General features: G+C 68.9%; 9 protein-coding genes. 4 read left to right on the forward strand and 5 right to left on the reverse strand.

Annotated elements, in window-relative coordinates; all coding sequences use genetic code 11:
* Nucleotides 1-388: 388 nt before the first annotated feature.
* Complete coding sequence (locus PKH97_RS04115) at nt 389-2,542, reverse strand: hypothetical protein (RefSeq protein ID WP_324386135.1); 2,154 nt, start codon at nt 2,540-2,542, stop codon at nt 389-391.
* Between the two features lie 38 nt (nt 2,543-2,580).
* On the opposite strand from PKH97_RS04115, the gene PKH97_RS04120 reads away from it, so the two are divergent.
* Nucleotides 2,581-3,510: an AEC family transporter gene (locus PKH97_RS04120; protein ID WP_324386136.1), complete on the forward strand. Its 930-nt coding sequence runs from the start codon at nt 2,581-2,583 to the stop codon at nt 3,508-3,510.
* 127 nt (nt 3,511-3,637) lie between these two features.
* Here PKH97_RS04120 and PKH97_RS04125 read toward each other — a convergent pair whose 3' ends face one another.
* Entirely contained in the window at nt 3,638-5,224 is a 1,587-nt protein-coding gene (locus PKH97_RS04125; RefSeq protein WP_324386143.1) for a helicase HerA-like domain-containing protein, read from the reverse strand.
* Between the two features lie 222 nt (nt 5,225-5,446).
* Between PKH97_RS04125 and PKH97_RS04130 the strand changes: the two genes are divergently transcribed.
* Complete coding sequence (locus tag PKH97_RS04130; RefSeq protein ID WP_324386137.1) at nt 5,447-5,941, forward strand: LytR C-terminal domain-containing protein; 495 nt, start codon at nt 5,447-5,449, stop codon at nt 5,939-5,941.
* 117 nt (nt 5,942-6,058) lie between these two features.
* Here the strand turns inward: PKH97_RS04130 and PKH97_RS04135 are convergent, their stop codons facing one another.
* Nucleotides 6,059-8,278 (reverse strand): NHL repeat-containing protein, encoded by a 2,220-nt coding sequence (locus tag PKH97_RS04135; RefSeq protein WP_324386138.1) that lies wholly within the window; start codon nt 8,276-8,278, stop codon nt 6,059-6,061.
* 67 nt (nt 8,279-8,345) lie between these two features.
* On the opposite strand from PKH97_RS04135, the gene PKH97_RS04140 reads away from it, so the two are divergent.
* Nucleotides 8,346-9,623, forward strand: coding sequence for a hypothetical protein (locus PKH97_RS04140; protein WP_324386139.1), 1,278 nt, complete (start codon nt 8,346-8,348; stop codon nt 9,621-9,623).
* 59 nt (nt 9,624-9,682) lie between these two features.
* Here the strand turns inward: PKH97_RS04140 and PKH97_RS04145 are convergent, their stop codons facing one another.
* Nucleotides 9,683-11,791, reverse strand: a complete 2,109-nt coding sequence (locus tag PKH97_RS04145; protein WP_324386140.1) for a glycosyltransferase — start codon at nt 11,789-11,791, stop codon at nt 9,683-9,685.
* The gene (locus tag PKH97_RS04150) at nt 11,788-13,881 is read right to left on the reverse strand and encodes a glycosyltransferase family A protein (RefSeq protein WP_324386141.1); all 2,094 of its coding nucleotides are present in this window, start codon (nt 13,879-13,881) and stop codon (nt 11,788-11,790) included. Before PKH97_RS04150 ends, PKH97_RS04145 begins: the two co-directional genes overlap by 4 nt.
* Before the next feature lie 106 nt (nt 13,882-13,987).
* Between PKH97_RS04150 and PKH97_RS04155 the strand changes: the two genes are divergently transcribed.
* The coding region (locus PKH97_RS04155; protein ID WP_324386142.1) for a hypothetical protein at nt 13,988-14,346 on the forward strand (359 nt) is incomplete at its 3' end.

Here is a 14,346-nt window from a genome sequence, read left to right on the forward strand (position 1 = left end):
GCCGCCGATCGTCTTGGCGGAGTTGCGGACGTCACCGAGATAGACCCCGTGCGGGTATAGCGGCGCACTTGTTTCGAGACGTAGTCGCCCACGATCAACTCATCGCTGACCGGGTTGTAGGCCAGTCCCACGCCGCCACACCCGGGGAGGAAGGGGCGGCGATCAACCGTTCCGCGACGTAGGACGCCACTACCGGTCCGCGTTGCGTCGCGCCCCCCGGTGCCGTCAGCGACGTCGCGGAGCCCGCCCCGGCGACGAGGGCGGTGACCACCAGGGCCAACGTCGCGAGGAGTGCCACCGCCGCGCGGGGGCGAGGACGCGGCATACGGGCGAGGCGATCTGGCATGGCGGGAACTCCACGGGTAGGGGATCTGAGGCGCGGAGTCCGTCAGGGGACGGAGAGCGTCGTGGTCATGGTGGCAGAAGCATTGCCGCGCCGGTCGGTAGCGACGGCATCGACGCGATAGGAGCGGCCCGGCAGGGTGCCCGGCACGACATACCGCCAGTCGGTCGCCGTGATCGGCCCCCACACGATGCCGGCGTTGAGCGTCGCGGTGGTGACCCACGTCCCGAGGGTGGCATGGAAGTAGCGGTTGGTCGTCAGGTCGCGCACGCGCACGCCGACGCCGGCGATTCCCGAGCCGTCGCTCGCACGGCCGGTCACGGTGAGTTGACCGCCAACGACGGTGGCGGCGATGGTGGTCGTCGGTTTGACCGCCTCGGCGGGGGGCGGGGCGGCGACCGAGAACTGTTGCACCCGCGACCCCGCGGTCTCCACGACATAGAGCGAACCGGCGGAGTTGAAAGCCAGCCCGCTGGGCTGGTTCAGTTGCCCGAACTTGCTCCCCGTGCCGCCCACCGTGCCGACGAGGGCGTAGGTCCGCCGGTCGAAGATCTGCACCGTGTTGCCGGTGGTGCTGGCGACATAGGCGTAGTCGCCGCGGATCGCGACATCCCAGCCCAGGCCGGTGATCGGGACGGTGCGAATGATCGCGCCGGCCGGTGAGAGGACATAGACCTCGGGCTTTGTGTCGCTGGTGATCCAGACGTTCTTGGTCGCAGCGTCGACGCCGACCCCGCGAATCAGACCCTTTGTCGAGACCCAGGTACGGACCTCGCCGCCGGTCGCCGGGTTGTATACGTGCAGCGCGCCGGGGCGGCGTTCGAGGGCGTAGAGCAGGCCCCCGCTCCACTCGAGGTCGTTGATGAAGCGCGGGGTGACGATCCGGCGCACCACCGAGCCGAAGTCCTTGGTGTAGCCGACCAGGTCGGGCGCGCCCTCGAAGTTGGCGACCCAGACATTCCGCGTGCCGGGGTCGATGGCGACCCCCTTGGGGTAGTTCATACCGTCCGGCGTGGTCGAGCCGCGCCGGCCGTGGGAGTCCAGCAGCGTGCCGTCGGGGCCGTAGCGCAGGACGCGCTGGCCCCAGGCATCGGCCATGACGATGTCGCCGGTGACGGGATCGATGTCGAGCGCGCGCGACTGGGCGATGCCGGCCCGGTCCATCGGCATCGGCGGATTGGGGAAGAAGGCCGCGAACGAGCCACCGGCGGTGAAGCGCTGGACCCGCTGGCCGCCGTAGTCGGCGGCGTAGAGGTTGCCGTCGGCCGTCATGGTCAGTTGGCGGGCACCGTCGATGAATTGGCCGTTTCCTGTGCCGATGCCGCCGAAGGTCTTGATGCGCGTCCCGGTCTTGCTGAAGACCTCGATGGTGCCGATGGCCGAGTTGGCGACGTAGATATTGCCCGTGCTGTTGTCGACCGTCACGCCGCGGATGTCACCCGGGAACAGGCCCTTGCCGAGGTCGAACCGCCAGGCACCGGTGGGCGTATAGGCATGGACGACCTTGTTGCCGACGTCGGCGACGTAGACATTGTCGGCATTGTCGGTGCCGATTCCCGTGAGGGAGCCGAACTGCCCGGGGCCGGTGCCGGGCTTGCTGATGGTCAGCACCGCAGTCGCGGACTTGGTGGCGTTGTCGACGCGGTATCGCGTCAGGCGCGCCCCCTTGTAGGCCGAAGGCACCCAGAGATAGCCGTCCTTGTCGACGGTCAACCAGGTGGTCGACGTCGGCATGTCGAGACCAAAGAGGTAGTTGCCGAATTTGTCGTACTTGCGCACATCGTCGGACGTGCGGCCCTCACCGGTCACGGCGAGATAGATCGACCCGTCCCGTGGATCGACTCCAAGCGCAGATGCGACGCCGCCGATCCGGCTGCCGGGATTTTGCAGGTCCCCGAGATAGCGACCGTCTCGGGTCATCCGACGGACCTGACTGGTCAGGTAGTCACCGACGAGGATCTCGTTGGTGAGGGGGTTGTGCACGATGCCCCAAGCGGAAAGCGCCGGGCTGGAGGGCCCGCCGATAATGCGTTGCGGGACATAGGTTCCCGGGCCCGCGGGGACCGCTCGCGCGGCCCCCGAGTGGCGCGAATCCGCGGCGTTCCCGGAATGATCCGCAGCGGCCGTGGCGGCGGGCAGCGCCACGATGAGCAACCCCGACGCGGCGGACAACACGGCATGACGGCGGCGTTGTGACATGTGGACATCCCCCTCGGAACAGACGTGCAGGTGCCAGTGTGACGTATGTGGGCGGCGTGCTCGAAGGCTTTGTGACGATTTCCTTCGTCATCGCCATCGGATTCTTGCTCGCCCACACCGGCGTCCTCGACCTGCCGGCGCAACGAGTGCTAGCCGATGTGTCCTTCCTCGTCGGCAGTCCGGCCCTGCTGTTGACGGTGCTGGCGAAGGCAGATGTCCGAGCGCTGATGTCCGAGCAGCTGCTCGCCACGATCGCTGGAGTCGTGGTGCCGGTGGCGATCTATTCGACGGTGGCGATCACCCGATGGCATCGCCCGCTGGGCCAGTTGGTCATCGGAAATCTGTCGAGTGCCTATGTCAATGCCGGCAACCTCGGCCTCCCTATCGCCGCATACGTGCTCGGCGATGCGGCCCTGGTCGCGCCCATCTTGTTGTTGCAGATGCTCGTCCTGCAACCGTTGGCCCTGACGATTCTCGATCACGACCGGCGCGGCGGGCGGCTGCACCTGTGGTCGATCGCCAAGAGCCCGCTGACCAACCCGATGACCATCGGGTCGCTGATAGGGGTCGCCCTGTCGCTGACCGGGACGACCCTGCCACGCTCCGTCGCCGATCCCATCGCGCTGGTGGGCGGCCTGGCGGTGCCCGCCATGCTCCTGGGCTATGGGGTCGCCCTGCGGCTGGGGCCACGTTTCGGGGGCGGCGCACCCGCCGAAGTGGCGTTGACGTCGATGCTCAAATCCTTCGTCCAGCCCCTCGTGGCGTATGCCGTGGCGCGCTATGGGTTGGGTATCACCGGTCACGCGCTACTCGCCGTCACCGTCACCTCGGCGCTGCCGACGGCGCAGAACATCTTCACCCACGCCACGCGCTACGGCCGGGCCGAGCCCCTGGCACGCGACACGATCCTGGTGACGACCCTGACGTGTGCGCCCGTGATCGTCGTGATTGCCGCCGTGCTCGGGTGACCGGGGCAGGGGTCGCCGCTCACCGGCGACGAGCCGTTCGGTGGTGACAAGACGGTTCAGCGGCGACGAGCCGTGCCGCGGCGGCGAGAGGTCAGCCGCGGCGAGACGCTCAGCGGCGGCGAGACGCTCAGCGGCGGCGAGCCGTGCCGAAGATCGAGCGGGTGATCTCGCGTCCGAGCACCGTGCCCGCGGAGCGGAGCATCGACTTGAAGGCGCTCGACTTCACCACCGACTCCACAATGCCCGGGTCCTCCTTGGGCGCCCGCGCCGGCGCGCTCCTGGGTGCGGGAGCCGGAGCCGGCGCCTTGGGAGCGGGAGCGTCCTGCGGAGCCGGCGCAGCGGGCGCGGCCTTGGCCTGCAGCGTCTCGAAGGCCGAGGTGCGGTCGGAGGCCACGGCATACGTGCTGCGCAGCGGGGAATTGGCGACGGTCGCGTCGATCAGGGCGTCGGGCGACGGCGCCATCAACGACTCGGGTGCGCGCATGCGCGTCCACGCCACGGGGGTCGGCGCGCCGCGTTCGGAGAGCACGGTGACGACGGCCTCACCGGTGCCGAGCGTGGTTAGGAGCTCCTCGAGGTCGTAGCCGGACTTTGGGTAGGTCTTCACCGCCGCCCGCAACGCCTTCGCGTCGTCGGGCGTGAAGGCGCGCAGGGCGTGCTGGACGCGGTTGCCCAATTGGGCCAGGACATCGGTCGGGACGTCCTTGGGTGACTGGGTGACGAAGAAGATGCCCACGCCCTTGGAGCGGATCAGCCGCACGGTCTGCTGAATGGCGTCGAGGAAGTCCTTGCTCGCGTCATTGAAGAGCAGGTGGGCCTCGTCGAAGAAGAAGACCAGCTTCGGCTTGTCGAGATCGCCGACCTCGGGCAGGTCATGGAAGAGGTCGGCGAGCAGCCACATCAAGAAGGTCGAGAAGAGTTCGGGCCGGTCCTGGACCGCAGGGAGTTCGAGAAGCGAGATTGTCCCCGTGCCGTCGGCATTGGTCCGCAGCAGATCCTGGGAGTTGAACTCCGGCAGGCCGAAGAAGACATCGGCGCCCTTGTCGGCAAAGGTGATCAATTCGCGCAGGATCACGCCCGCCGTCGCCGACGACAGGCCACCTAGGGATTTCAGATCGGCCTTGCCCTCGTCACTGGTGAGGAACTGGACGACCGCACGCAGGTCCTTCAGGTCATCGAGCCAGAGTTGGTTGTTATCGGCGTAGTGGAAGACTAGCCCGAGGCTCGATTCCTGAGTCGCGTTCAGGCCGAGCACCTTGGCGAGCAGGGTCGGGCCGAAGGAGGAGATCGAGGCCCGGATCGGTATGCCCTTGCCCAATCCCCCGAGCGCATAGAACTCGCTCGCGAAGCCACGCGGCGCCCATTCCTCGCCGATGTCCGCGGCGCGCGCCGTGATTTTGTCGTTCGCCACGCCGGGCGAGGCGATACCCGACAGATCGCCCTTGACGTCGGCGAGAAAGACGGGGACGCCCTGGGCGGCCAGTTGTTCGGCCATCACCTGCAGCGTCTTGGTCTTGCCAGTGCCGGTCGCGCCGGCCACCAGCCCATGCCGATTCATCACCGCGAGCGGAATCTTGACCTTGGCCTGCGGATAGGCGCGGCCCTCGACGACTGCCGCACCGAACTCCAGGGCCGGGCCGGAGAAGGCATAGCCGGCCTGAATGGTTGCGGCCAAAGCGTTATTCGCCTCACCGCCCTGAGCGGGTCCGTCCACCGACTCGGCGACGCTACCCTGAGCCGACGTCGTGGCCGGTGCGGCAACCGCCGGGGCGGCCGTGGCGTCAGAGGTGGTGGGAGGCTGCTCGGAGCCCCCGGTCGCGTCCGCGGGCGGGAACTGCGAAGGTGTCTCAGTCACGCACGTCAATGTAAACCGTCCGCCAGGTCGACGCCCGCAGGCACCGGCCGGCCGCGCAGGAAGTAAGGACCCAACAGAGCAATGACGGCTCCGATCGTTGCCGGACAGCCACGGCGCATGCGCCAGATCCGCGCGGCGCTATCCCTGCTGGTGGCCCTGGCCTTCCTCGCCTTCGCCTTCTACAAGGCCTATGGCTACCTCCAGAGCGACCACGGAACGACGGTCGGCTCCTCGTCGTGCATGACCGGGTCGGCGAAAGCGCCGGTGGCCTTGCCGAAGGACACGACGGTCAATGTCTACAACGCCACGACGCAGGCGGGTCTGGCCGCCGAGGTGGCGCGGAAGCTACGCGATCGCGGCTTCGTGATCGGTGAGGTCGACAATGATCCGCTGAAGAAGAAGATCAGCGGTGTCGGCGAGATCCGGTACGGCTCGGAGGGCCGCGAGGAGGCCCGTGCCGTCTCGCTGGCTCTCCCGGACGCCAAGCGGGTCAACGACAAGCGCACCGACGCCGTCATCGACCTGGCCGTGGGCGCCAAGTTTGTCGACCTCGCCGCACCGCCCACCTGCAGCTGACCTCCCCGTCGACAGCGCACCATCAGCCCGTCGAGAGCGCACACCGGGTCGCACGTTCCGCCTTGGTCGAGCGCACCCCGGGTCGCGCGCCGCCGGGGAGACGGGGAAGTGGCCGGATCAGGAGGTGGCGAAAGTGGTGCTGACGATCGGGCCGATATTGCCCGCCGCGTCGATGGGGCGCACGGATAAGGCATAGCTGCCCCGTCGGCCCGCCCCGATGAGCGGGAACCACCACTGGCCGTTCTTGACGTCCCCGCCCTTGACGCCGGCATTCGTCCACTGCTTGGTGGTGCCCCAAGTCGCGATGCGGCCGTCCCACCACAGCTTGGTGGTGCGATCCTGGATGGCCACTTCGAGCGTGCCATTGCGCAGGTTGTCATTGACCGTCCCGGTGACAGTGACCGGCAGCGATACCACCTGACCGCTCTTGGGCGCAGCGATCGATGCACTCGGTGCGGTGGTGTCGGCCTTGACATAACCCAGGGTGTCGAAGACCTGGATGCGGTCGTTGCCGGCGTCGGCGATATAGATCTTCCCCGCCCTGTCATGGGTCAAGCCGGACGGATTCTGGAATTGTCCGGCACGCGATCCCGCTGAGCCGAACTCGCCCACGAAGTTGCCCGCGCGGTCGTAGACGACGACGCACGCCCGATCGGCGTCGGTGACATAGAGCAGCCCACCGATGATGTCGATATCCCACGGAGTGACGAACTGGCCGGGGCCGGTGCCGGGGCTGCCGATAACGGCGGGGAAGGCCTGTTGGCCGTCCTTCGTGTAGTGATAAATGCGGTCGTTGTACCAGGACGAGACGTAGATATCGCCCGAATCGGGGTCAACGGCAACACCGGAGGCGCGGACATTGATCTGCCCCTGGACCGTGCCGGTCGCCGGATCGAGGATCTTGACATAGCCGCCGTTGGCGTCCCCGACATAAGCCTTACCATTGCCGAATTCGATGTCGACCGGTTCGCTGAACCCGGAGATGTCCTTGACCTTGCCAAAGGTCGGCGTGACGATCCGCACCTGGCTCTGAGTCGTGTTGCTGATCCAGATGCGATTGTTGCCCGGCTGGATGGCGATTCCGCGGGGATAGTTGAAGCCTAACGGCGGGGTGGACGAGCGCCGGCCCCACATCTGATTGGGCGAGCCGTCGGCGTTGAAGCGCTGAACCCGGTGATTGTTCTGCTCGACCGCATAGACCGCCTTGGTCGAACTGACGGCGACATCGCGGGGATTGGCCATGGCGCCCTTGGGCGAATCCTGGGGCGGGTTGGGGTAGGCCCCGATGAAACTCCCCGAAGCGGTGAACTTCAGGACGCGCGTGTTTCCGTAGTCCGCGACCCAGACATTATCCGAGCCGTCGATGGTCACCTGCCGGCCGCCGTCACCGAATTGGCCCGGGCCGGTGCCCAGGGACCCGAAATTGCCGAGCACGGCACCGGTGTCGGCGTCGAAGATCTCGATCTGCCCAGCATTGGCATCCACGACATAGAGCTTGCGCGTGCGCGGATTGACAGCGATGCCCCGAAGATCCCCGGTGAATGCGCCGGTGCCGATCGTCATATGGGTGGTGCCGTCGGGGTTGAACGCGGTGACCCGCTTGTTGGCCGTGTCGGCGACATAGACCCGCCCATTGCTCGGATCCACCGCAATGCCGGTGATCCATTTGATCTGGCCCCCCGCGGTGCCATAGGTCCCCCAACTCGCAACCTCTGTGACGGTTGTGCTGCTGTCGGACAGTTGGAATTTGCGCACTTTCGGCGGATCACTGGCGTTATTCCACACCTGGCTGTCGCTGACATACAGAAAGCCGGACGCATCCATCGCCATCCAGGCCTGATAGCGCGTGTTCAGCTTGTATTCACGCACGAACTGGCCAGACGCCGTGAACTTGGCGACATAGCCCTTGTTGTCCCGCGAGTGGTCGGAAACATAGATCGAACCGTCCCGAGGGTCGACCGCGATCCCTTCGGGCTGGCCGCGCCGGTCGGAGGCGGCGCGATAGAACGACCCGAGCAAGGTGCCACCCGAGGTGAACCGGCGCATTTGGTAGTTCAAGTAGTCGCCGACGAGGATCTCGCCGGTCACGGGGTTGTATGCGGCGCCCCACGCATACAGGCCCGCGGACCCACGTGCGCCGATGGCCCGGACGAAAGTGGGTGCCGTCCACGCGGCGGCTGCCTTTGCCGCAGGTTGCGTCAGCGTGGGCACCGCAGCCACGGGCGCGGCGGCCGCCAGGGCGCCGGCCACCGCCGTCGTCACACCGAGCACAACACTTCGGTGCACGTGGGCGGTCATTTTCGGGCGCGCAAGTGCCGGTGGGAGCGTGCGAGGCATGCCGTCCATAGTGACACGCGGCCCTGGGAGGGGGAAACCGCGGGGCACGTCGGCAAAGATGGCTCGTGTGACCGGGACGCTGGTGAGCAGTTGGGCCTTCGCGCCGTGGCGAGCGCAGGCGGCGCGCACGGCCGCCGCCTGGCTGACGACGTTTGCGCCGCAGCCCTTTGACGTGGTCCGGGCAGACCTGTCCGACGCGGTGCCGCGCGCCCGCCCCGTTCCGCCTGTCGATGCCGCGATCCGATCGTCGATCTCGTTGCCGTATGCCGCCGGCTCCCCTGCCCCGATCGCTGCGCCTCGCGACTGGGTCGCCATCGAGACCTATGCCGAAGCCGCCCATCGGGCCGTTGTCGGCTGGCGCTCCCGAGGCGCGGCGTGGGACCTGGGCTACAGCGGGCCGACCGGGCTTGCCGATCACCTGTTGCTGGCCGTGTTGCGCGAACAGGAGGTAGTTCCGCGCTGGGTCGCACACCTGGACGATATGCCGACCCATGGGGAAACGGAGGCGGTGGGCGGTGAAGCCGTGGCGCCAGGCGCGTTGCTGGTGGCCGCCGAACGCATCCTCACCGACGCTGGCCTCGCGCTCCCCGATTCGGACGAGGTCGCGGACCTCGTCTTGACCCTGATCGCTGCGCGTGCCGACGAGATCGTCGTCGGTGGCGAGGCGCTGGCGTCGGCCCTGCTCACAACCTCCGCGTGGTCCCCCCACCGCAGCGCCCTGGCTACGCGCCTTCGACTCTGGACGCCGACAGCGAACGGCGCATCGGTTGCCGGTCTCGCGCTGCCGCCTCGCCCGGGCCACGCACCGGGTGCGGGAGCCGAGCCGAGCGACGGGCTCGGCGAGCTCGTGAGTCCGGCGTCCGATAGCCGGATCGCCTCCGCAACTGCCGGCCCAACGGCGGGTGCCGGCGTCGTCCAAATCGCCGGCTGGGTGCCGGGCAGCCGGGCCGCCACGGTGGCTCCACTTTTGAGCGCTCTGGGACTGCTGTCGCCGGATGAGCGCGCGGCCATCGCTCTCCACCTCGTCACCGACGAGTCGGCGACACTGGCACCGCTGCTGCGCGACTTGGACCTGGAGAAGGGCGTCGTCGTGAGCGACGACTTCGCCGGGACGCCCGACTTTGCTTTGGTCGTAGACCGTCCGTCGCCCGAGGGCCTGGGCTGGTCGCCGCGCGAGTTGTCCGAACTCGCCGAATGGCGCGAACTCGGCGTGCCGATCATCCTGCTGGCGCCGCAGGACTCCCCACTGACCCACGCGGCTGCCGACCACCACCTGCCCACCGAGCACGTCAGCGCCGCCCGCGCCCTTCTTGCCCGGCTCGCGGCGGAGAAGTCGTCGAACTGAGCCCCTGACCGGCACCCCCGCCGTCGCCGGCGGGGCTGAGGAAATCGCCAGCGGCCGAGTCAGGGCCGACCGAGGATGAGGCCGAGAACCTCCGCCTCGGTGGCGCCGGTAGCGGTGAGACGGTCGGCTGCGTTCCGGCACCGAGCGGATTCGCCCGCCCAGGCGGCGGGATCGGCATACGTGCGGATGCGGCCGGCGCCCTCGGCGGGCGAGGCGACCACCCACTCCGGCGTCTCCGCATAGATCGCGCGGGCGCCGCCCTTCGTCGCGACCTGCGGCCAATCGCGAATGACCGGAATGCAACCGGACACGGCGGCCTCGACGACACCGACCGGCCAGCCCTCCACCGTGCTCGTGGACAGGGCGAATCCGCAGGCGTCGAGAGCCTCTTCGAGCCGACCCGTGAAGCCGACCCAGACGATCGCCTCGCGCAGCGCAGGATCGGCGGTGAGCTCGCGGAAGCGCGCGAGGTAGTCGGCGACCGGCGGCAGGCCGCTGTCGGCGAAGTCGCGACCGATCAGATGGAGGCGCCAGGACGGATCATCACGCAGCAGCTCGCGCAGGATATCGACGGCGAAGATCGGATCCTTCACGCGACGGCCCCACCCGACCATGGCAATGCGCCGCTCGGCCCCCGGCAGCTTGGGACGTCGGTAGCGCTCGACGTCGATGATGTTGTTGACCACGGTCAGTCGTGTGGGCATCGCCTCCCCGGGAGCCGCGAGTTGCGGCGCGAAGAAGTCGCGGACGTGGTCGCTGACCAGCAGCACCCGCTCGACGCGCGACCAGTCCACCAGCTGCGCCCAGGCCTTGGTGGCATCCACCCGGTGGACCCGAATGATCAACCGGGCGCTCGCGGGCGCGAGATAACTGGCGAACAGCGCGCCCGGGTCGCACCAGTCGGCGAAGACGATGTCCGCGCCGGCCAGCCGGTCGCGCAGGACGCCGAGTTGGCGGGCGGCGCCGGTGTCCTCGGGCAGCGCGCTCCACCGGTCCGGGTCGCGTAGGCGTAACCACTGCCCGACCAGTTGGTCGGTTGGGTCGCGCCGCCCGAGCAACGGCCCGAGTTCGTCGGCACGCACCAGGTCTGGCGCGTGACCGGCCTTGGTGAGGACCTCGACAATCGGCCGATAGAACGAGCCATAGGCACCCGCCAGCACCACGATGCGCGGCCCGGCCGCATCCGATCCGTCGGCCTCGTGTCCGAACTCGCCCTTGGCTCCGGTCCGCATCCCCGCGCTATCGCCACCGACCGTTGTGAGCGACGGCGGCGGGCGCGTGGCCAACACCTCCCGCGCAAATCGCGACTCCCGCCAGGGCGCAAGGACGGTATGCGGATCGGCGACCAGGAGCGAGTGCTCGCCGTCCGCGTGCAGTTCGCTGTGAAAGACCAGCCGGAGCCCCAAGGTCACCAGGCGCACGGCACCGGTCAGGTCGCCGGCATCGACGCGATCGGCGGCCGCATCGAAGACGCGTCGGGCGACACCGGCATCACCCGGCTGGGGACCGGCACCAAGGCTGATCTCCGCAATCCGCTCGATGGCTTCGAGCCCGCTGCCGGTCCGCTGCTCGCCTGGGAGCGCCGCGAAGCGCGGTGCCAGCTCGCGGACCAGTGGGTAGCCACTCGCGCCGAGCAAACCGCCTGCAGCAGAGGCGATGTCGGCCACCAGGTCCGCACTGGGATCGGGTTCGTCCAAGGCCTCGTCGATGAGGACGGCTAATCCTGCGCGCCCGGCCGCGGTGCGTGGCTGCTCGCGCAGGAGCGTGCGCAGGCGCTGCTCCCGCAGGTCACGCTCGAAGGCCGACCATTCGATGACGTCGACCGCACGGCCGCGCAATGTCTTGCTCACCGAGGCGGCTTTCCCGTTAGGGGCGACCACCAGTCCAACCGCAGGCAATGCCTTGGTGACGACGGGGTGCGATTCCAGGGCGCCGATCACGCGACGAGCCGGGGCCAGGTCAGCGCCCGCAGGCCCGGGGCCGAGGTGGGCCTGTCGCACGCGTGCCGGCAGTCCCCTTAGCGCGCGCCGGTTTGTGTGCACGAGAACGGCATTCGCGTCCGAGCCGGCATTGGCAAGGGCCCACTGATGCGCGAGATGCTGGGCGCTCGGCGCGTCCTCCGCCAGAAACAGCACATCCCGGACGGGCCGGGCTTCGCTGGCAGTCATTCGGCCACCTCCGCCGGCGTGACCGCCGCGACTGGCGTGGCCGGCGTGACCGGGATTGCCGCCGCGACCGGCGTGACTGGCATTGCCGCCGCGACCGGCGTGGCCGGCGTAGCCGAGGCCAGAATCTCCTCGAGACTCTCCGCCTCCTCACCCAGGTCGATCGCCCACTGCTGCGCGGATTCCGCTGTGGGAGCACACCATTCGATCTCCACCCCGAACAACGCTCGCGCGCCGTCGCGCATGGCGAGCACGTCGGCTGCCACGCCGGCTGCCGGCTCCGGCAGGAGTGCGACGATCCGGTCGGCTCGCACGTGCGGCCGGTCCAGGCTCGGCATCTCCAGTAACCCCGGGGTCAGCACCACCAACACCTTCGCCGACACTACGTCCGATGCGCTGATCATGTCGATGCGCCCACGCAGAACGGGTGAGATCGCCTTGGCCAAGGCATTCGGCCGGCGTGGTTTGCCCAGCGTCGGATCCTCTTGGCAGACAAGACAACTCATGCGGTCACGCGAAATGATCAGTCCCCGCATCGGCTCCTCGGTGAGCGCGCTCGGCGCGGCGGGGTCGACGAGGTAGGCCACGTCATACGACCGTCGGTCGGCGGGCGCCCCCGGAAGTGCGCGCCGGAAAGCCGCCGAGGCCGGAAAAGTGCGTGAACGCACTTGCGCCGCTCCGTCCAAGGGCGGCGTCGACGAGGTGATGCTGTCGTGCCAGGCACGGAAGCTTGTGCGATAGAGCGCGCGGTCCGGAGTCATCCACAACATCCGAAAGTCACTGCGCGACAACGAGCCGCCACGCAAGCGAGTGATCGCCAGCGGGGTGTCGGTGTCCACGCTCGGCCCGAGTCGGCGTTCCACCCGCTCGTGATACTCCGAGTCCGCGCCCTTGCGGACGGTGTCGAAGACGCCCACGGTGGCGATGGTCGTGCGCCGCACCATGAAGGAGGACGCATTGCGCCGTCGCGAGGGGTAGCCGAGCCAGGTGAGCGTCAGATCGTCCAGCGCGCGGATCGCATCGCTGCGGCTCGCGGGTGCCCACGGATTCTGTTGCAGCGCAAGGACTTGCGCGGCCATGCGAGCCGGGTGCGACCAGTCGTCGGAATCCTGGGTCGTCACGAATCGCCCTTTCGAGCGGGAGATCGCCTCATTGCGTCCGAGATAGCTGCCGCCGTTCTCGCGCATCCGCACCAGCCGGATGCGCGGGTCGAGCGCCAGGGCCTCGTCATAGACCGCGCCGAACCCCGGGCCCGACGCATCGTCCACCAGCAGGATCTCGAGATTGCCGTAGGACTGCGTCTGCATCGAGCGCAGTGAGTTGAACAACCCGGCCGGATCCGGCCGGAAGCTCGGCACGATCACCGTGACTAAGGGCCCGTCAACCGCCTCGGGCGGCGCCGCATGCAGACCGTCGAAGGGGTGCTCGGCACGGGGATCGATCGCGACGGGCGACAGACCGGCCTCGCGGAGGCGGGCGTTGAACATCTCCAGCCACCGCGGCGCATCGCTGGGCCCGCCCGCGGCATACGGGTTGGCAAGGTCGATCCGCAGGTCGGCACTCTCCGCAGCCGAGAGCGGGAGCACGCCGAGCAGCCGCTCGACCTCCTCGCGGTCGCCGTCGAGGAAGGCGAGTTGCGCCCAGACGGACGCAGCTTGTTCGGCGTCGCGGAAGACGTCCGGTCCGAGGGCCCGCAGGATCTCGCCGTATGCCGTCCGCGCCCGCCTCCCGTCGCGCCAGGCGGGGTCGCCCACCGCCCAAGTCGTGGCCAGGGCCAGCGCCTCCTGTGGATGGGCGAGCGCCCGGCCCGGCCACCCGCGGCCTGCATCGAGGGCCGCGCCGATGGCCGAGGCGTCGTAGCGCTCCTCGGTCGCCCGCAGGGCGAGCACATCGAGCAGTTTGGGGGCACCGGTGCGCAGGGCAGCCCGCGCCAGGCCGTGCACGTCGACGGGCCCCATCGGACGGCGCGCCAGGCGCGTCACGGCCTGATCGACCACCGGCAAGGGCGCCGGATCGACCACTACGGACCCCCCGGACGCGCCGACGGCGGCGCCGGTCACGCCGGTCGGCACCGCAAGGCGCGAGGCGGTCAATGAGGTCCTTCGGGTTGGCCGTGGTGGATACTTGCCGAGCGTAATGCACCGGTCTTCAGCCGTCCGGGCAGGCGCGTTCCCTCAGCTGGTCGAGCAAAGGATGGGCATGACCTCGAAGCGGAATCTAGCCGCGATCGGCGCCCTCGCCGGCCTGGCACTGGTTGCCCTGATCGCCGCCGTTCTCGACTGGGGCGTGCTCGTCGTGCTCGCGTTCGCCGGGATGCTCGCCGTGCTCGGCGTGGTCGCGCTGAACACCAACACCCTGGTGCGCAGCCACCGTCAGGCCTTCGACAAGATCGTGCGCTCGGGTGGCTTCGGGCCGGCCAGCGGCGCCCTCACGATGCGTCCCGTCGGCGCACCCGCCAGCCAAGAAGATCTCACCGGCGCCCTGCGCCTGCTCCAGGCGCAGTATGTCGGCCGCCTCGACCGCGCGCAGTCCACCTTAGATCGGGCGGCCGCCGCTCT

Origin of the sequence: Nostocoides sp., from assembly GCF_035343835.1 — a bacterium.
Classification (GTDB): Bacteria; Actinomycetota; Actinomycetes; order Actinomycetales; family Dermatophilaceae; genus Nostocoides_A; species Nostocoides_A vanveenii.